The sequence below is a fragment of the Ureibacillus galli genome, from assembly GCF_014836845.1.
GTDB lineage: Bacteria > Bacillota > Bacilli > Bacillales_A > Planococcaceae > Ureibacillus > Ureibacillus galli.
In genome coordinates this window covers 24,552-44,882 of sequence record NZ_JACSQA010000016.1, presented here as the reverse complement: position 1 = coordinate 44,882, position 20,331 = coordinate 24,552, and the positions used below count along the sequence as shown (strand labels likewise).

The window sequence follows — 20,331 nt, the reverse complement described above, 5'->3', positions numbered from 1 at the left end:
TAAACCTACGTACTAGCTAACAGCTAGCACGTAGTCTAAATTACCAACGATAGTGTGCGAATGCTTTGTTTGCTTCTGCCATTTTATGCATATCTTCGCGTTTTTTCACTGAAGCACCAGTGTTGTTAGATGCATCAAGAATTTCGTTAGCTAAACGTTCTTCCATCGTTTTTTCACCACGAAGACGAGAATAGTTAACTAAATAACGAAGACCTAAAGTAATACGACGTTCTGGACGAACTTCAACCGGTACTTGGTAGTTAGAACCACCAACACGGCGAGCACGTACTTCAAGAACTGGCATTACGTTATTTAATGCAGCTTCAAATACTTCGATTGGATCTTTACCAGAACGTTCTTTTACTAATTCGAACGCACCGTATAAGATCTTTTGAGAAGTACCTCTTTTACCATCAATCATCATTTTATTGATTAAACGAGTTACTAGTTTTGAATTATAAATTGGATCTGGTAACACGTCACGTTTGGAAACAGGACCTTTACGAGGCATGTGTTTTCCTCCTTTCAACGATTATCTATTTTTATAGTATCAAGTCGCTCTTTTATTTCGTTTGGATTATGAACCGTGCGCACGTTAAATAATTCAAAACCCATTACGACGAAAAAGGCATACATTTATTTCAAGCAATTAAATTATTTTTTCTCTTTTGGACGTTTTGTACCATATAGAGAACGAGATTGCATACGGCCGTTTACACCAGCAGTATCAAGAGCACCACGTACGATATGGTAACGTACCCCTGGTAAGTCTTTTACACGTCCACCGCGGATTAATACTACGCTGTGTTCTTGTAAGTTGTGACCTTCACCAGGAATGTAAGCTGTAACTTCGATTTGGTTAGTTAAGCGTACACGAGCATATTTACGTAACGCTGAGTTTGGTTTTTTAGGTGTCATAGTACCAACACGAGTACAAACCCCACGTTTTTGAGGAGAATTAACATCTGTTAAAGATTTTTTAAAGCTGTTATATCCCTTGTTTAACGCTGGTGAATTTGATTTCGTTACTTTGGATTTACGAGGCTTACGTACCAATTGGTTAATTGTAGGCATCGGTTTTTCCTCCCTTCATTTATTCCTTAATACCACACATCCAGGTGGTTCATTTTTAGGGTAAAAACAAAGTCTTTGTGTTTTTTACACAAAAACTATCTTGCAGTAATTGCAACAACCGCAGCTCCAACATGAATACCACAAGCTTTGCCAAGTTCTTTTTTAGACTCGACGAGACTCACTGGTACGCCGACTTCTTTCGCAAGAACAATTACTGGATCGGTTACCCAACTGTCTGCATCAAGTGCTACAAAAAGCTCTATAACTTGACCAGCGCGGATTGCTTTCACTGCTTGCTTTGTACCTATGATTGTTTTACTAGCCTGTTCTACTCTTTCATAAGACATTTTCATATCCTCCAAAGTACAGACAGTTAACTATCAACCTTAAGTATATTAACACTATCAATTTAAACTGTCAAATATTTTTATAAAATCCTTCCGGGAGAATTGTCTTCTCCCGGGGGATTTTTATATCAATATACATTTGAATTGTATATTTATTCTGCAGATGTCAATTCTTCTACCGCTTCTGTTTCCTCAATACGAATCTGACGATAACGTTGCATACCAGTACCAGCCGGAACTAGTTTACCGATAATAACATTTTCTTTCAGACCAAGAAGCTCATCACGTTTACCTTTAATAGCAGCATCCGTTAATACACGAGTTGTTTCTTGGAACGATGCAGCGGATAAGAATGATTCTGTTTCAAGAGATGCTTTTGTAATACCAAGGATGACAGGACGACAAGTTGCAGGAACTTTACCGTTAATAATCGCATCCTTATTTGCTTCAGTGAATTGGTGGATATCAAGTAATGAACCTGGTAATAACTCCGTATCACCCGCTTCAATAACACGAACTTTACGAAGCATTTGTCGTACCATTACTTCGATATGTTTGTCTCCAATTTCTACCCCTTGCATACGGTATACTTTTTGCACTTCTTTTAATAAATATTCTTGAACAGTTGCTACGTCCTTAACTTTTAATAATTGTTTTGGATCGATAGAACCTTCAGTTAAAACTTGACCAGGTTTAATCGCATCACCTAATTGTACTTTTAAGCGAGCGTTGTACGGCGCTTGGTACTTACGTGTTTCGATTTCACCTTGGATTGTAATTTCTTTTAAGCCTTCACGAATTTCTTCAATCTCAGAAACAGTACCTGAAATTTCAGAGATAACAGATTGCCCTTTAGGATTACGAGCTTCGAAAATCTCCTGAATACGTGGAAGACCTTGTGTAATATCGTTACCAGCAACCCCACCTGTATGGAATGTACGCATTGTTAACTGTGTACCTGGTTCACCGATTGATTGAGCAGCGATAATACCTACCGCTTCACCTACTTCAACCTCTTCACCAGTTGCTAAGTTGATACCATAACATTTTTTACATACGCCATGTTTTGTATTACATGTGAATGCAGAACGAATTGTCACTTCTTTAATGCCAGCATCTTCAATTTCACGAGCTGCATCTTGAGTAATTAATTGATCACGCTCTAAAATAACCGCACCTGTTTCTGGGTGACGAATTGTTTTCTTCGTATGACGACCAATAATACGCTCTTCTAAAGTTTCAATTACTTCAGTACCTTCCATTAAAGCACCGATTGTTAAGCCACGGTCAGTACCACAATCGTCTTCACGTACGATGACATCTTGGGCAACGTCTACTAAACGACGAGTTAAGTAACCTGAGTCCGCAGTTTTTAATGCTGTATCGGCTAAACCTTTACGAGCACCGTGAGTAGAGATGAAGTATTCCAATACTGTTAAACCTTCACGGAATGAAGATTTGATTGGAAGTTCAATGATACGTCCAGCTGGGTTGGCCATTAATCCACGCATACCCGCAAGTTGCGTAAAGTTAGATGCGTTACCACGGGCACCGGAGTCACTCATCATGAAGATTGGGTTTGTATCCGGTAAAGAGTCCATCAGTTTAGACTGAATTTCATCTTTGGCAGCAGACCAACTTGAGATAACACGATCATAACGTTCTTCTTCCGTAATTAAACCACGGCGGAATTGAACCATTACTTTATCTACTTTTTTCTGTGCTTCTTCTAAAATTTCAACTTTTTCAGGTAATACAACGATATCTGAGATAGCAACCGTAATACCAGCTTTAGTTGAATATTTAAATCCTAAGTCTTTCATACGGTCAAGCATTTTAGACGTTTCTGTAATATGGAATCGTTTAAATACTTCCGCAATGATATTTCCTAAGAATTTTTTACGGAATGGGCTAATTGTTTTAACAGAAGCAAAGTGTTTTTGTAACACAGCTTGACGTTGCGCTTCTACTTTTTCACTTTCTGAAAGATCATTGTAACCTTCCGTTGCCTCTAGTTCTTTTAATGTTTCTTCATCAATTGTTAACGTTGTGAAGTATTTCTCAGGTGTTTTTTGTTCTAAATTCACAGCTGTCGGTTCATTAATATAAGGGAATGATTCAGGAAGAATTTCGTTGAAAATTACCTTACCTACTGTTGTTAATAAGAACTGTTTATTTTGTTCTTCTGTAAACGTAGGGTTATTTAATGAACTTGCCTTTACAGCAATACGAGTGTGTAAATGTACATTACCAGTTTGGTATGCAATTAATACTTCGTCAGTACCATAGAATACAGAACCTTCACCGCGAGCACCTGCACGCTCAAGCGTTAAGTAATAGTTACCTAATACCATATCTTGAGATGGAGTAACAACTGGTTTACCATCTTTCGGGTTTAAGATGTTTTGAGCTGCTAACATAAGTAAACGAGCTTCTGCTTGTGCTTCAGCTGATAATGGAACGTGGACCGCCATTTGGTCACCATCGAAGTCAGCATTGTATGCTGTACATACTAATGGGTGTAAACGAATCGCACGACCTTCTACTAATGTAGGCTCGAATGCTTGAATACCAAGTCTGTGAAGAGTCGGTGCACGGTTAAGTAACACTGGATGTTCACGGATGACATCTTCTAAAACGTCCCATACTTCATTGTGCATACGCTCAATTTTACGTTTTGCACTTTTAATGTTATGAGCTAGACCACGTTCAACAAGTTCTTTCATAACGAAAGGCTTGAATAACTCGATCGCCATTTCTTTTGGAAGACCACATTGGTACATTTTTAAGTTTGGACCTACTACGATAACGGAACGACCAGAATAGTCTACACGTTTACCAAGTAAGTTTTGACGGAAACGACCTTGTTTCCCCTTTAACATATGTGATAGGGATTTTAAAGGACGGTTACCAGGTCCTGTAACAGGACGACCACGACGACCATTATCAATTAATGCGTCAACCGCTTCTTGTAACATACGTTTTTCGTTTTGAACAATAATGCTTGGAGCACCAAGGTCAAGTAGACGTTTTAAACGGTTGTTACGGTTAATTACTCGACGATATAAATCGTTCAAGTCAGAAGTAGCAAAACGGCCACCATCTAATTGCACCATCGGACGAAGCTCTGGTGGAATTACTGGAAGTACGTCTAAAATCATCCATTCTGGCTTGTTACCAGAGTTACGGAATGATTCGATTACTTCAAGGCGTTTGATTGCACGAGTGCGACGTTGACCTTGAGCAGTTTTCAACTCTTCTTTTAAAGAAGTTGTTTCTTCTTCTAAGTCGATTTGTTCAAGAAGTTTTTTAATTGCTTCTGCACCCATTGCTGCTTCGAAGCTATTACCGAATTTTTCACGGTATGCACGGTATTCCTTTTCAGATAAAAGTTGTTTTTTATCTAAGCTAGAATCACCAGCTTCGATTACAACGTATGATGCAAAGTAAATCACTTCTTCCAATGCACGTGGAGACATATCAAGGATAAGTCCCATACGGCTTGGAATTCCTTTGAAGTACCAAATATGAGATACAGGTGCTGCAAGTTCAATATGCCCCATACGTTCACGGCGAACTTTTGCACGAGTAACTTCTACACCACAACGGTCACAAACTACGCCTTTATAGCGAACACGTTTGTATTTACCACAGTGACATTCCCAGTCTTTTGTAGGTCCGAAAATACGTTCACAGAACAGACCATCTTTTTCTGGTTTTAAAGTACGATAGTTAATAGTTTCAGGTTTTTTTACTTCTCCATATGACCATGAACGAATCTTATCCGGTGAAGCTAAACCGATTTTCATATATTCAAATTCATTAACATCTATCAAGGAGCCTACCTCCCTTTAGTATAAGTCCTCTGAGACTTTCCGAAGCTCAACATTAATTTTAAAAATTAATAATGTATTTAAATAATGGGCAGGCAGAAATGATTTCTCCTGCCCGATTATTATAATTATTCCATTGATTCTACTGCATCTTCTTTTTCACTAGCTGGTAAGATGTTTAATGCATCTGTTGGTTGAAGTTCATCTTCATCATCTAAATCACGTAGTTCAACTTCTTCGTCATTAACTGTTAACATTTTTACATCTAAGCCTAATGATTGAAGCTCTTTAATTAATACTTTGAAAGACTCTGGAACGCCTGGTTCTGGAACACTTTCACCTTTTACAATTGCTTCATAAGTTTTCACACGACCAACAACGTCATCGGATTTAATCGTTAAGATTTCTTGAAGTGTGTAAGCAGCACCGTAAGCTTCAAGTGCCCATACTTCCATCTCACCGAAACGTTGACCACCAAATTGCGCTTTACCACCAAGTGGTTGTTGCGTAACGAGTGAGTAAGGTCCAGTTGAACGAGCATGAAGTTTATCGTCAACCATGTGAGCTAATTTGATCATGTACATGATACCAACTGAAACTCGGTTGTCGAATGGTTCACCCGAACGACCATCATAAAGAATTGTTTTACCGTCACGGTTCATACCTGCTTCTTCCATTGTTTCCCATACATCTTCTTCGTTCGCTCCATCAAATACTGGAGTAGCCATATGAAGACCTAAGTAACGAGCAGCCATACCTAAGTGAAGCTCTAAAACTTGTCCGATGTTCATACGAGATGGTACACCAAGTGGGTTTAACATGATATCAACAGGAGTTCCGTCTGGCATAAACGGCATATCTTCTTCAGGTAAAATACGTGAAATTACCCCTTTGTTACCGTGACGTCCGGCCATTTTGTCCCCAACGCGGATTTTACGTTTTTGAACAATATAAACACGAACTAATTGGTTAACACCTGGTGGTAACTCATCGCCATCTTCACGGTTGAAGACTTTAACATCTAGAACGATACCGCCAGCACCATGAGGCACACGTAATGAAGTATCACGAACTTCACGAGCTTTCTCACCGAAGATAGCATGTAATAAACGCTCTTCAGCAGTTAACTCCGTTACCCCTTTAGGTGTAACTTTACCTACTAGAATATCGCCATCACGAACCTCAGCACCAATACGGATAATTCCACGGTCGTCTAAGTTGCGAAGTGCATCTTCCCCGACATTCGGAATATCACGAGTGATTTCTTCAGGTCCTAATTTTGTATCACGAGATTCTGATTCATATTCTTCAATATGAACAGAAGTATAAACATCGTCTTTTACTAAGCGTTCATTCATAATAACGGCATCTTCATAGTTGAACCCTTCCCATGTCATGAAGGCAACTAAAACGTTACGTCCAAGGGCAAGTTCACCTTTTTCCATTGATGGACCATCAGCTAAAATGTCCTTCGGTTTAACACGATCGCCAACTTTTACGATTGGGCGTTGGTTAATTGAAGTACCATGGTTGGAACGAGTGAATTTTTGAAGTTTGTATTTCGTTAATTCACCTTTTACTTCTTTACCATCAATTTCTTCAATACGACGTACATGAATAGAACGTGCTTCCACGTGTTCTACAATACCGTGGTATTTGTTTACTACAGCAGCCCCTGAGTCACGAGCGTTAACGTGTTCCATTCCAGTACCAACAAATGGTGCTTCTGGGTTTAATAAAGGAACAGCTTGACGTTGCATGTTCGCACCCATAAGTGCACGGTTAGAGTCATCGTTTTCTAAGAACGGAATACACGCTGTGGCAGCAGATACTACTTGTTTAGGTGAAACGTCCATATAGTCAACACGGTCTTTTTTGAACACTGTGTTATCCCCACGGAAACGACCTAAAACTTCATCATTTGCGAAAGTTCCATCTGGATTTAACTTAGAGTTCGCTTGCGCAACAATATAATTATCTTCTTCGTCAGCAGTTAAGTAGTCAATTTGATCCGTTACTTGACCAGTTTCTGGATCAACACGACGGTATGGAGTTTCAATGAAACCAAATTTATTGACTTTTGCAAAAGAAGAAAGTGAGTTAATTAACCCGATGTTCGGCCCCTCTGGAGTCTCAATCGGACACATACGGCCATAGTGAGAGTAGTGAACGTCACGTACTTCCATTCCTGCACGTTCACGTGTTAAACCACCAGGTCCTAAAGCAGAAAGACGGCGTTTGTGAGTTAACTCAGCTAACGGGTTTGTTTGGTCCATAAATTGCGATAATTGAGAGCTACCAAAGAACTCTTTAATTGATGCAATTACTGGACGAATATTAATTAATTGTTGAGGTACGATAGACGCAGTGTCATTGATAGACATACGTTCACGTACAACACGTTCCATACGGGATAAACCGATACGGAATTGGTTTTGTAACAATTCACCTACTGAGCGTAAGCGACGGTTACCTAAGTGGTCGATATCATCTGTATTTCCTACACCATGTAATAAGTTGAAGAAGTAAGACATTGAAGCGATCACATCAGCTGGTGTGATATTTTTTACTTCTTCATCAACATAAGCGTTTGAAATAACATTGATTTCTTTTTGCGCTTCATCATTTGGCGCGAAAATTTTAATTGATTGAACTGTTACATCTTCTTCAAGTACCCCACCAACTTGGGATAGTGTACGGAAACCAATTCCATTTTCAAGATAAGGAATAATACGGTCTAACGTACGACGATCAAGTGTAGTACCTTTTTCAACTAAAATTTCTCCTGTTTCTGGATCAACAAGAGTTTCTGCAACCGTTTGATTGAATAAACGATTTTTAATGTGAAGCTTTTTGTTCATTTTATAACGTCCAACGTTTGCTAAATCATAACGCTTAGCATCGAAGAAACGTGAATATAATAAGCTTTTTGCACTTTCAACTGTTGGTGGTTCACCCGGACGAAGACGCTCATAGATTTCTAATAACGCTTTTTCAGTGCTATCAGTGTTATCTTTTTCAAGCGTGTTTCGTAAATACTCGTTATCACCAAGAATATCGATGATTTCTTGATCTGAACCGAACCCTAAAGCACGTAATAATACTGTTACTGGAAGTTTACGTGTACGATCGATACGTACATAAACTACATCTTTAGCATCAGTTTCGTACTCTAACCAAGCACCGCGGTTTGGAATAACAGTTGCACCAAAGCCTTTTTTACCATTTTTATCAGTTTTATCGTGGAAGTAAACGCTTGGAGAACGAACTAATTGTGAAACAATAACACGTTCGGCACCATTGATTACAAATGTGCCCGTTTCTGTCATCAATGGGAAATCACCCATGAAGACGTCTTGCTCTTTTACTTCGTCTGTTTCTTTGTTGTGGAGACGTACTTTTACGCGCAATGGTGCAGCATAAGTAACGTCGCGTTCTTTACATTCATCTACATCATATTTAGGTTCACCTAAACTATAATCGATGAATTCAAGTGAAAGATTGCCTGTAAAATCTTCGATTGGAGAAATGTCGCGGAACATCTCACGCAACCCTTCTTCAAGGAACCACTCGTAAGATGCTGTTTGAATCTCAATTAAATTCGGAAGCTCCAGCACCTCTTTAATACGCGCAAAGCTTCTACGCTGGCGGTGTTGTCCGTACTGAACTAGTTGACCTGTCAACTCATTCACCCCTCATTAAAGCGATAATAGGTCTTTGCAAAATCAACTAAATAGTGTATGATTTCGAAAGACAAAAAGAAAACGAGTCTTTTCTTAGATCTCATTTTCGGTTAAACTAAACTTATTCATGGTAAGTATACCCACATAAAATAAATTGCATACAAAAGGGCAAACTCCCACAAAATAATAATTTTGCATTTTATTATGTTATCATAGCCATTTTGTCAAGTCAATATTTTATATCTGATACTCATTTATTTCCATTCTTCTTAAGAATGGTCTATTTTTTTGCCCGAATAATCCAATAGCCTTTTTTCTTTTCGACTATTTCTACTTCCGCAAATTTTTCTTCTAAATGATTTACTGTAGATGGAGCTCCCTGTTTCTTTTGAATTACGACCCATAATTCTCCACCAACTGATAATTTCCCATAAGCACCGTCATAAAATTTAAAGACTGTATTCTTACCAGCTCGAATCGGTGGGTTAGTTAAAATTGCGGCAATAGGTAATCCTTCTTCAACAGCAGCAAGACCATCACTTTCAAAAATACGTACATTTTGAACTCCGTTTATTTGCGCATTTTTATTTGCTAGCGCAACTGCCCTTTCATTAATATCCATCATATAAATTGGACGTTCCGGATTTTGTTTGGCAATTGATAACCCGATTGGGCCATATCCACAGCCAACATCCAAAACAGCACCCTCTACTTCAGGAAGTTGAAAAGTTTCTATTAAAACACGGGATCCAAAATCTACTTCGCTTTTACTAAAAACACCCGAATCAGTTTCAAATAAGAAAGTATGTCCGAGTAATGTAAATTTCCATTGGCGTGGTTTACTTTCAGTTTGAGGCTTTTTTGAATAATAATGTTCAGACATCGAACCGTGCCCTCCTCAAAGAAAATGAAGAAAGCCCGTCAATATAGACGAGCTTTCTTTATTTATTGAAAATAGGTAAGTGGAGAAATTATTTAACTTCGATTGAAGCGCCAACTTCTTCAAGTTTAGCTTTAATTTCTTCAGCTTCTTCTTTAGATACGCCTTCTTTTAATGGTTTTGGAGCGTTATCTACAACTTCTTTAGCTTCTTTTAAGCCAAGACCAGTGATTTCACGAACCACTTTGATAACTTTGATTTTTTGGTCACCAGCGCTAGCTAGTACTACATCAAATTCAGTTTTTTCTTCAGCAGCAGCTGCACCAGCGCCACCTACTACTGCTACAGGAGCAGCAGCTGTTACACCGAATTCTTCTTCGATTGCTTTTACTAAATCGTTTAACTCAAGAACTGTCATAGCTTTGATAGCTTCTAAGATTTGATCTTTGTTCATTTTATTTTCCTCCTATATGGATATGGTTATTTTATTAGGCTACTTGCCCGAAAATGATTTGTTCGAAGTTTAGGCTACTATTAAGCGCCTTGCTCTTCTTTTTGTTCTGCAACAGCTTTTGTTGCAAGTGCGAAGTTGCGCACTGGAGCTTGAAGTACTGATAAAAGCATTGAAAGTAAACCTTCGCGTGATGGAAGTTCTGCAAGTGCTTTAACGTCATCAGCAGAAGAAACGTTACCTTCGATAATACCAGCTTTAATTTCAAGCGCTTCGTTCTTTTTAGCGAATTCATTAATGATTTTCGCTGGAGCTACTACGTCTTCGTTAGAGAACGCAACAGCGTTTGGACCAGTTAAGAATTCGTTGATTCCATCAACACCAGCGATTTCAGCTGCACGACGAGTTAAAGTGTTTTTGTAAACTTTGAACTCAACACCTGATTCGCGAAGTTGTTTACGAAGTTCTGTAACTTGAGCAACAGTTAAACCACGGTAATCCACTACTACTACAGAAGAAGCAGCTTGGAATTTTTCAGCGATTTCTTGTACTTGAACTTTTTTTGTTTCAATTGCATTGCCCATGATTGACACCTCCTATTAGAATGGGTCATTTATACCGACAAAAGAAAAGCCTCTAGTCGAAAAGTAGACTAGAGGCGGAAAATTCATCATCTAAAAAGAATCCGATTTCGATGTCCTCGGTAGGATAATTAAGTGCAAGCACCCCTACTGTCTACGGTACAAATGGATATTCACAACGTCATCCATCTTACCAAGAAAGAGGAACGTTGTCAACCTATATAATTTTTATTTAAAACGATTTATATTATCGTACAGTTACACTAGCAGTATCAACTTTTACAGATGGTCCCATTGTAGTTGTTACATTAACAGACTTCATGTAAGTACCTTTAGCTGCAGCTGGTTTAGCTTTTTGAACAACATCAAATACAGCTAAGAAGTTTTCTACTAATTTTTCTGTATCGAAAGAAACTTTACCGATTGGAGCATGGATGATACCAGCCTTGTCAGCACGGTATTCAACTTTACCAGCTTTAATTTCTTGAATCGCTTTTGTTACATCAAAAGTAACTGTACCAGTTTTAGGGTTTGGCATTAAACCTTTAGGTCCTAATACACGACCAAGTTTACCAACTTCACCCATCATATCTGGAGTTGCCACGATTACATCGAAATCGAACCAACCTTGTTGGATTTTATTGATATATTCTGCATCGCCTACATAGTCTGCGCCTGCAGCTTCAGCTTCTTTAAGTTTTTCACCTTTAGCGAATACTAATACACGTTGAGTTTTACCAGTTCCGTTTGGAAGTACTACTGCACCACGGATTTGTTGGTCATTTTTACGAGTATCGATACCAAGTTTGAAAGCAACTTCAACTGTAGCGTCGAAGTTTACTGTGCTTGTTTGTTTTGCTAAAGCGATAGCTTCTTCAGCGTTATATAATTTAGAACGGTCAACTAATTTAGCTGCTTCTTGCAGTCTTTTACCTTTTTTTACCATTATATTTTCCTCCTTGATTGTGGTTTTAGCGGATATTCCTCCCACGAATAGAGGTTGCGAGTTCAAAAAAGAACATACCGCAACCTCCAAAACAAAAGCCTTCATCATCAAGTAACCAGGACTTGTTAACGATTAGTCTTCGATAACAATACCCATGCTTCGTGCTGTACCTTCAACCATCGCCATAGCTGCTTCAACTGATGCAGCGTTTAGGTCTGGCATTTTTTGTTCAGCGATTTCGCGAACTTTATCACGTTTAACCGTTGCAACTTTTTTACGGTTTGGTTCACCTGATCCAGATTGGATACCTGCTGCAACTTTAAGTAATACTGCTGCAGGTGGAGTTTTTGTAATGAAAGTGAAAGAACGGTCTTCGAAAACTGTGATTTCAACTGGAATGATTAAACCAGCTTGATCAGCAGTACGAGCGTTGAACTCCTTACAGAATCCCATGATATTTACACCTGCTTGACCTAATGCAGGACCAACCGGTGGAGCTGGGTTAGCTTTACCAGCAGGGATTTGAAGTTTTACAATTTTAATAACTTTTTTAGCCACGAGACACACCTCCTTAAGTCCGTGATGTGGTAATTGGGTTGCCCCTCCCACTCAAATATCTGTCTGTCAGCTAATTGCCGATAACATTAAAAGATTAACTTTAATATGACAAACTATCATTTAGACGGTCTGACCTATGAAATGATACCACTTTTAATTTATATAAGCAAGTGAAATTATAAAGCAATTTCGGCAACGTTACTTTTCAATAGTTTAACATCCCAATTATTATGGCGATTTTCTATAGCATAAAGTAAGTTGCCAACTTTAGTTTCCAACCTAAATTTTTTGGATTTGTTCGAAGTCAAGTTCCATTTTCGTTTCACGACCGAACATATCAATTGTTACTTTAATTTTACCTTTATCCGCGTCGATTTCTTCCACTTTACCTTGGAAGTGCGCAAACGGTCCATCTAAAACTTCGACCACTTCACCAACAGTAACGTCTAGCTCGCCAACCGTTTTCTTCGTAATCCCCATTTGGCGTAATAAACGGTCTACTTCTTCAGGTAATAACGGCGTTGGTTTTGCGCCACCACCAGAAGAACCGATAAAGCCTGTTACACCTGGTGTATTACGCACTACATACCACGATTCGTCCGTTAAAATCATCTCTACTAATACATAACCTGGGAAAACTTTACGCATTACTGTTCTTTTTTTACCATCTTTTAAATCTGTTTCTTCATGTTCAGGAACGATTACACGGAAAATATTATCTTGCATCCCCATTGTTTCTACACGTTTTTCAAGGTTTGCCTTTACACGATTTTCATATCCTGAATAAGTATGAACTACATACCATCTTTTCTCCATAACGTTTTCGGACTAGTCGTCCGTCCCTCCTTCATTTATCGCATATACACTGACGAAGTCTTATAAATGGTTTACCACAAATAAATACAATTAACAAAACAAATGAAAAAAACCCGTTAACATTGAAAGACGGGCTATTTTCGAAATATTAACATCGTATTATTATAGATCTATATACCAACGGAATAATTCTGAAACGCCTAAGTCAACTAACACAAAAAATATTGCCATAAAGATTACTGTTGAAACTACGACAATTGTATATTTTGTAAGCTCCTTACCTTTTGGCCAGCTTGTCTTTCTCATTTCAGACGTTACATTTTGAAAAAACTGTTTAATCTTGCCCATTTTAGCTTAACCTCCGAACAAATCATCTATTCTATGTTTCAATTGAATTTACTACATAATTATCGCGTTTGTTTGTGTACAGTGTGTTCGTTGCAATGTGAGCAAAACTTTTTCAATTCTAGTCGTTCAGTTGAGCCAACTCTTTCAGGAACCGAATAGTTTCGAGAGCTACATTTTTCACAACATAAAACTATTTTCTTTGCCATTTTGAAAATTCACCTATTTCGGCATTTTGTCCTTTAAAGACTACCACCTAAAAGTTTTGCTGTCAACAAGCGGTACTGTACTGTTAGCTTATTTCCCCTATTTCAAGATGACGCTCTAATTTGCGTTTTACACGTTGAAGAGCATTATCGATCGACTTCACATGACGATTTAACTCTTCTGATATTTCAAAGTAGGATTGTCCATCTAAGTATAGGGATAATACTTGTTGTTCTAATTCACTTAATATTTCGCCAATTTTTTCTTCAAGATGGGAATATTCCTCACGATTAATCATTAAATGTTCTGGATCATCCGATTCAGAGCTTGTAATAATATCCATTAACGTACGATCTGACTCTTCGTCATAGATTGGTTTATCGAGAGATACATAGGAATTTAGCGGAATATGTTTTTGTCTCGTTGCTGTTTTTATAGCGGTAATAATTTGACGAGTAATACAAAGTTCCGCAAAAGCTCTAAATGACGATAACTTGTCCCCTTTAAAATCTCTTATCGCTTTATATAAACCTATCATTCCTTCTTGAATGATATCTTCCTTATCTGCTCCAATTAAAAAATAAGAGCGTGCCTTCGCTTTGACAAACATACGATATTTCGTAATTAAATAATCTAACGCTTCTGTATTACCTTGATGCACTTCTTCAATCAGCTGTTCATCTGAAAGGTCTTCAAATCGTTGCAACACCTGTGTCTGATTACTCTTTAGCATTGGCCTCACCCCAGAACGTTCTGTATTGTCATAGGAACAGTATAACGGAATTGGAAAATATAGGTCAATCAGTTATTTCAAACCCCGTCGCCATTTTTCAAAAGCTAATTCTACTTCTTCTGATAATTGAATTCTAGATTTCGGTTTTTCTTCATGGGTCATTTTTTTTACTTCTTGAGAGATGTTCGATTTAATAATAGCCATTTCAATTTCTAATTCACGGGCCGATTTACGTAAAGCGCCATTTCCGAAAATAACATTTTGCTCTGTTAAATCGGAAGTGGCAACATAAATTTGAACTTTTCTTCCCTTTAATTCATTCGTTAACTTTTCAATACATTCATCGGCAGTTTCGTTTTTTCTAGTATAAATTATTTCAACTGCATTTTTTACATAGTTTTGTTGAGCACCTGGAACTAGATGGGCATCAAATACAACTATCACTCGACAGCCAAGGGCAGCTTTGTATTCTGCCATAAGATCGAGCAAGTGATTGCGGGCTTCTTCAAAGTTTGTTTCCCGAAGAGGCCGCAATTCTTTCCACGCTCCAATCATATTGTAACCATCAACAATCAAAATCGTTTGCATAAGTCTTATCCATTCTTTTCTTGTCGCTTACGGTATACTTCATACATTAATAGGGCAGCAGCAACAGAAGCATTTAATGAATTTACATGACCGATCATCGGCAAGTGATATAAGAAATCACATTTTTCTTTCAGTAATCGACTCATCCCTCTGCCTTCACTACCTATAATGACAGCTAACGGTAATGTTGCATCCATCTTGCGATAATCTACAGACCCTTTCGCATCCGTTCCCGCAATCCAAACACCACGGTCTTTCAACTCATCTACTGTTTGAGCCAAATTCGTTACACGAACAACTGGTACATGTTCAATTGCGCCAGTCGAAGCTTTTGCAACAACTGCAGTTAAACCAACTGCACGTCTTTTCGGAATAATAATACCGTGAACCCCTATTGCATCGGCTGTACGCATAATCGAACCTAAATTATGGGGATCTTCCAATTCATCGAGAATGAGAAAAAACGGATCTTCATTTTTTGCTTTAGCTGCATTAAATAAATCTTCAATTTCTGCATACTTATAAGCTGCTACAGAAGCTACTATCCCTTGGTGATTCGCATCCGATAATTGGTCTACCTTTTTCTTTGGAACAAATTGAACTAATACACCGCGCTCGCGGGCTAAGTCTAACAGTTCATTGACTCCAGTTTTTTTGACTCCCTCAGCTATCCATAATTTATTAATTTCACGTCCAGACCGAAGCGCTTCAAGAACTGGATTTTTCCCAGCAATCATTTCGCCGTTGTGTTCACTCATGTTAAGATGCTCCCTTCGATTGCTCAACGATTGTTATGGCATAATCAATGATTTCATTTACTCTTTCATATTGCTTCGTTAAATAAAGACTTCCTAAAACCGCTTCAAAACCAGAACTATTACGGTACGTTTGAACATCTGTATTTTTTGGAACAGATCCTGATTTCGCATTGCGTCCTCGCTTAAATACAGCTACCTCTTCTTCTGTTAAATATTGCTCTTCGATTAAACGATGAACAACCATTGATTGGGCTTTAGCAGAAACATAGTTCGTTGCTTCTTTATGCAATCGATTTGGTTTTGCTCTCCCATTTAAGAGAAGATGTTCTCGAACTCGTTGTTCAAGAACAGCATCTCCCATATAAGCTAATGCTAATGCATTTAATTGCTTTACATCCGCTATCCGAAGTTGCGTCATACTACAAACCTCGTTTCCAACGTGTACCTTGACGAGTATCTTCTAGAATAATATTCATCTCTAGCAGTTGGTCTCGAATTTCATCAGAACGGGCAAAGTCACGATTTTTACGTGCCATATTTCGTTCTTCAATTAATGCCTCGATTTCTTCATCTAATAGTTCGTTTTCTGTAGAGAATTTAATACCTAGGACGCCACCTAGTGCATCAAAGGTTTCAATAAATGCAGTTAAAATGCGTTCCTCTGTATTGTTTTCGTTTAAATAAGTATTGGCAATACGAGCAAGTTCAAATAATGCAGAAATTGCATTGGCAGTATTAAAATCATCATCCATCGCCAATTCAAATTGTTTTTTCACTTCATTAATTTTCTCGATATAGGCATCACCATTATCGGACAAGTTTGTTGAAGATGTCAGTCTATATTGTACATTGGAATAGGCTGTACGTAGACGTTCTAGACCAGAACGGGCTGACTCTACTAAATCTTGAGCAAAATTAATGGGATGACGATAATGTACAGATAACATAAAGAAACGTAAAACTTGCGGGTCAATTTGTTGGCGAATGTCATTGACTAATACGAAGTTACCTAGTGATTTCGACATTTTTTCATTGTCGATATTAATGTACCCATTATGCATCCAATAACGCGCAAATGTTTTCCCTGTAAAAGCTTCCGATTGGGCGATTTCATTTTCGTGGTGCGGGAATGTTAAATCTTGACCACCTGCGTGGATATCAATTGTGTCGCCTAAATGTTCACGAGCCATGACAGAACATTCAATATGCCAACCTGGTCGACCTGCTCCCCAAGGGCTTTCCCATTTAATTTCACCTGGTTTTGCGGCTTTCCATAATGCAAAATCAAGCGGATCTTCTTTTTTCTCTCCCGCTTCAATACGCGCACCAACTTTTAAATCGTCAATAGATTGATGGGACAGTTTACCATAGCCATCAAATTTTCGTGTACGGTAATATACATCCCCTTGAGATTCATAAGCGAATCCTTTTTCAATCAAAACACCGATGAACGAAATAATGTCATCCATATGATTTGTTACACGAGGATGGACATCTGCCTTTTGGCAACCAAGAGCTGAAATATCTTCAAAGTAAGCATTAATAAAACGATTTGTTAGTTCAAAAACATCCTCGCCCAATTCATTTGCTGCTTTAATGATTTTGTCATCTACATCTGTAAAGTTGGAAACATATTTCACATCATATCCTTTGTATTGGAAATAACGGCGAACAGTATCATATACAATAACAGGACGAGCATTCCCAATATGAATAAAGTTATATACTGTTGGACCACATACGTACATTTTCACTTTTCCTTCTTCAAGCGGGACAAAAGGTTCTTTTTGTCTCGTTAAAGAGTTAAATATTTGAATAGTCAATTCTATCTCTCCTTTTGAGATTCCACTAGCTGTTGTTTTAATACTTCTAATTCCTTTTCAAGCTTCACAAAACGATCATTTATTGGGTCAGGGACATTTTGATGATCAAGCTTTTTATTTGTTGTTGTTTTCACACCATCTTGTATAACGACTTTCCCTGGAATTCCAACAACAGTAGCATTTGGAGGCACATCCTTTAACACAACCGAACCTGCTCCCACCTTACTATTTTCACCAATTGTAATCGATCCCAGTACTTTAGCACCTGAAGCAACTAATACATTATCTTTTAAAGTTGGGTGCCGTTTTCCTTTTTCTTTCCCTGTACCACCTAATGTTACACCTTGATATAAAATAACATTATCACCTATTTCGCATGTTTCACCAATAACGACACCTGTTCCATGGTCAATAAAGAAACGGCGACCAATTTTTGCACCAGGGTGAATTTCAATGCCGGTGAAAAATTTACTAATTTGTGAAATAGCACGTGCAATAAAGAAAAATCTTCTTTTATAAAACCAATGGGCAATGCGGTGAGCCCAAGTTGCATGGAGACCTGAATAAGTTAATACAACCTCTAACACACTACGAGCTGCTGGATCGTTTTCAAATACGTTATCAATATCTTCTTTAATTCTTTTAAACACGATGAACACCCCTTACCATTCTCATTTTATAGTTTTGATATTTCCCCCAAAATAAAAACGCCCCTATCTTTCCATAAGAAAGACAGAGACGCTACTGCGCGGTTCCACTCTGATTGAAAGCAAGATACCCATAATAGAAGTCCCTACTTTCCGCTCAAAAGTCCATTAACGGTGACGAACCGACTAGCCTACTACAATTCAGCTAAGTGCTCAAAGGTGCATTTCCGTAAAAAAGCGGTCTAGGTCACTTTCAGCCGGTGATGACCCTCTCTTTAAAACATCTTTTACGTACTTCTCCTTATCAACGCTTTAATAAATATAATGTATATCTTCTAACGTAAGTTTCTTCGTACAAAGTTAAATACATTTTACAATAGGTGATTGAAAAGTCAACTAAAATGCAAAACGATTACTTAACGAATTTTCCAATACGGGCAATCGCTTTTTCCTTACCAATTAAAGCAATTGAATCTGGAAGTTCAGGCCCGTGAGTTTGACCAGTCGTTACAACACGGATTGGCATAAATAAGTTTTTCCCTTTATGACCTGTTTCTTTTTGGACAGCTTTAATTGCCGCTTTAATGGATGGTGCGTCAAAACTTTCCAATGATTCAAGTTGCGCTTTAAATGCCGTCATCACTTCAGGAACTTGTTCACCCGCTAAAACTTCCTTCGCAGCTTCATCATATTCAATTTCATCAGTAAAGAATAGGCTAGATAATTCTACAATTTCAGCACCAAAGCTCATTTGGTTATGATATAGAGAGATTAATGCAGTAGCCCAAGCTTGTTGTTCTTCTGTTAATTGTTCTGGAAGTAAACCTGCTTTTTGAAGATGTGGTAAACATAATTCTACTACTTCCTCAAGGGAAAGCTTTTTAATATATTGGTTGTTCATCCATGTTAGTTTATTTTTGTCGAACATAGATGGTGATTTCGAAAGGCGTTTTTCATCAAAAATTTCGATGAATTGTTCTTTTGTAAAGATTTCATCTTCTCCCTCAGGTGACCAACCTAAAAGGGCAAAGAAGTTGAACATCGCTTCTGGTAAATACCCAAGTTCTTTATATTGGGAAACGAATTGAATAATGGATTCATCACGTTTAGATAATTTTTTATGATCTTCGTTAACAATTAATGTCATATGACCATATTGTGGGTATTCCCAATCAAAGGCATCAAAAATCATCATCTGTTTTGGTGTATTCGATAAATGTTCTTCCCCACGGAATACATGGGTAATATCCATAAAGTGGTCATCTAACACAACAGCGTAGTTGTATGTTGGAATACCATTCGCTTTTACAATAACCCAATCACCAATATCCTTTGATTCAAATGTAACATCACCACGTACTAAATCCGTAAAACGATAAGTCGTGTTTTCAGGTACACGCATACGAATTGTATAAGGAATACCTTCCGCTTCTTTTGCAGCTACTTCTTCTTTTGTTAAGTGACGGCATTTCCCATCATAAGTAGGTGCAGCAACCCCTTTTGCTCGTTGTGCTTCACGGGAAGCTTCTAATTCCTCAGATGTACAGAAACATTTATAAGCAATGCCGCGCTCTAACAATTCTTCAGCATGTTTTTTATAAATGTCTAAACGTTCCATTTGACGATAAGGTGCATAAGGCCCACCAATGTCAATCGACTCATCTGGAGTAATTCCTAACCAACGTAAGTTATCTAATTGGGATGCTTCCCCACCTTCTACATTACGTTCAATATCTGTATCTTCAATACGTACAATAAATTTACCGTTATGGTGTTTTGCATATAAATAGTTAAATAGCGCTGTACGTGCCCCACCAATGTGTAAAAAACCCGTTGGACTTGGCGCATAACGAACGCGAACTTCCTTCGTCATAAAATAAGTGCCTCCTAAATTGGTTCAGTTATAACCATTTTTTATAAAACGATACCATTTGAAAAACTGAACGTCCTTGATTAATCTTGTACATTTTACCACTCTAAAATAAGAATGAAAAGGAAGTCAGTTGGAAAGTTATATCTAGTCATTAAGATTAAACATGATAGGGATCTATCTCCAAACTA

Annotated in this window: 20 protein-coding genes and 2 other annotated features; all 20 genes read right to left on the bottom strand. The window is 38.0% G+C overall.

Going from position 1 to position 20,331, the window contains the following annotated elements:
• Positions 1-40: 40 nt before the first annotated feature.
• Positions 41-511, bottom strand: coding sequence for a 30S ribosomal protein S7 (rpsG, locus tag H9636_RS11330; RefSeq protein ID WP_122971265.1), 471 nt, complete (start codon positions 509-511; stop codon positions 41-43).
• A 143-nt stretch (positions 512-654) separates the two neighbouring features.
• On the bottom strand, positions 655-1,074 hold the full coding sequence (rpsL, locus tag H9636_RS11325; RefSeq protein WP_122971264.1) for a 30S ribosomal protein S12: 420 nt from the start codon (positions 1,072-1,074) through the stop codon (positions 655-657).
• A gap of 95 nt (positions 1,075-1,169) precedes the next feature.
• A complete protein-coding gene (locus H9636_RS11320; RefSeq protein WP_122971263.1) occupies positions 1,170-1,421 on the bottom strand; it encodes a ribosomal L7Ae/L30e/S12e/Gadd45 family protein in 252 nt (83 codons plus the stop codon).
• A 152-nt stretch (positions 1,422-1,573) separates the two neighbouring features.
• Positions 1,574-5,257 carry a DNA-directed RNA polymerase subunit beta' gene (rpoC, locus tag H9636_RS11315; RefSeq protein ID WP_191707717.1) on the bottom strand — a complete coding sequence of 1,228 codons (3,684 nt, stop codon included), beginning with the start codon at positions 5,255-5,257 and terminating at the stop codon, positions 1,574-1,576.
• Positions 5,258-5,382: 125 nt separating this feature from the next.
• Positions 5,383-8,946 carry a DNA-directed RNA polymerase subunit beta gene (rpoB, locus tag H9636_RS11310; RefSeq protein WP_191707716.1) on the bottom strand — a complete coding sequence of 1,188 codons (3,564 nt, stop codon included), beginning with the start codon at positions 8,944-8,946 and terminating at the stop codon, positions 5,383-5,385.
• A 271-nt stretch (positions 8,947-9,217) separates the two neighbouring features.
• Complete coding sequence (locus H9636_RS11305; RefSeq protein WP_191707715.1) at positions 9,218-9,820, bottom strand: class I SAM-dependent methyltransferase; 603 nt, start codon at positions 9,818-9,820, stop codon at positions 9,218-9,220.
• Between the two features lie 88 nt (positions 9,821-9,908).
• Positions 9,909-10,271: a 50S ribosomal protein L7/L12 gene (gene rplL / locus H9636_RS11300; protein ID WP_191707714.1), complete on the bottom strand. Its 363-nt coding sequence runs from the start codon at positions 10,269-10,271 to the stop codon at positions 9,909-9,911.
• 80 nt (positions 10,272-10,351) lie between these two features.
• The gene (gene rplJ / locus H9636_RS11295) at positions 10,352-10,852 is read right to left on the bottom strand and encodes a 50S ribosomal protein L10 (RefSeq protein ID WP_191707713.1); all 501 of its coding nucleotides are present in this window, start codon (positions 10,850-10,852) and stop codon (positions 10,352-10,354) included.
• Positions 10,853-10,885: 33 nt separating this feature from the next.
• Positions 10,886-11,027: a sequence feature (ribosomal protein L10 leader region), on the bottom strand.
• A gap of 69 nt (positions 11,028-11,096) precedes the next feature.
• Positions 11,097-11,795, bottom strand: a complete 699-nt coding sequence (gene rplA, locus H9636_RS11290; protein WP_191707712.1) for a 50S ribosomal protein L1 — start codon at positions 11,793-11,795, stop codon at positions 11,097-11,099.
• Positions 11,796-11,927: 132 nt separating this feature from the next.
• Positions 11,928-12,353, bottom strand: a complete 426-nt coding sequence (rplK, locus tag H9636_RS11285) for a 50S ribosomal protein L11 (RefSeq protein WP_141396955.1) — start codon at positions 12,351-12,353, stop codon at positions 11,928-11,930.
• A gap of 279 nt (positions 12,354-12,632) precedes the next feature.
• Complete coding sequence (nusG, locus tag H9636_RS11280; protein ID WP_122971256.1) at positions 12,633-13,169, bottom strand: transcription termination/antitermination protein NusG; 537 nt, start codon at positions 13,167-13,169, stop codon at positions 12,633-12,635.
• Between the two features lie 162 nt (positions 13,170-13,331).
• Positions 13,332-13,517: a preprotein translocase subunit SecE gene (gene secE, locus H9636_RS11275; RefSeq protein ID WP_122971255.1), complete on the bottom strand. Its 186-nt coding sequence runs from the start codon at positions 13,515-13,517 to the stop codon at positions 13,332-13,334.
• Between the two features lie 59 nt (positions 13,518-13,576).
• Positions 13,577-13,723: a 50S ribosomal protein L33 gene (rpmG, locus tag H9636_RS11270; RefSeq protein ID WP_122971254.1), complete on the bottom strand. Its 147-nt coding sequence runs from the start codon at positions 13,721-13,723 to the stop codon at positions 13,577-13,579.
• A gap of 83 nt (positions 13,724-13,806) precedes the next feature.
• On the bottom strand, positions 13,807-14,454 hold the full coding sequence (sigH, locus tag H9636_RS11265; protein ID WP_122971253.1) for an RNA polymerase sporulation sigma factor SigH: 648 nt from the start codon (positions 14,452-14,454) through the stop codon (positions 13,807-13,809).
• 72 nt (positions 14,455-14,526) lie between these two features.
• Positions 14,527-15,042: an NYN domain-containing protein gene (locus tag H9636_RS11260; protein ID WP_191707711.1), complete on the bottom strand. Its 516-nt coding sequence runs from the start codon at positions 15,040-15,042 to the stop codon at positions 14,527-14,529.
• Between the two features lie 5 nt (positions 15,043-15,047).
• Positions 15,048-15,800: a 23S rRNA (guanosine(2251)-2'-O)-methyltransferase RlmB gene (rlmB, locus tag H9636_RS11255; protein WP_191707710.1), complete on the bottom strand. Its 753-nt coding sequence runs from the start codon at positions 15,798-15,800 to the stop codon at positions 15,048-15,050.
• Position 15,801: 1 nt separating this feature from the next.
• A complete protein-coding gene (locus H9636_RS11250) occupies positions 15,802-16,218 on the bottom strand; it encodes a Mini-ribonuclease 3 (protein WP_191707709.1) in 417 nt (138 codons plus the stop codon).
• Between the two features lies 1 nt (position 16,219).
• Positions 16,220-17,623, bottom strand: coding sequence for a cysteine--tRNA ligase (gene cysS, locus H9636_RS11245; protein ID WP_191707708.1), 1,404 nt, complete (start codon positions 17,621-17,623; stop codon positions 16,220-16,222).
• A 2-nt stretch (positions 17,624-17,625) separates the two neighbouring features.
• Positions 17,626-18,273, bottom strand: a complete 648-nt coding sequence (gene cysE / locus H9636_RS11240) for a serine O-acetyltransferase (RefSeq protein WP_191707707.1) — start codon at positions 18,271-18,273, stop codon at positions 17,626-17,628.
• A gap of 81 nt (positions 18,274-18,354) precedes the next feature.
• Positions 18,355-18,587: a binding site (T-box leader), on the bottom strand.
• 95 nt (positions 18,588-18,682) lie between these two features.
• Complete coding sequence (gltX, locus tag H9636_RS11235; RefSeq protein WP_191707706.1) at positions 18,683-20,143, bottom strand: glutamate--tRNA ligase; 1,461 nt, start codon at positions 20,141-20,143, stop codon at positions 18,683-18,685.
• Positions 20,144-20,331: the final 188 nt, after the last annotated feature.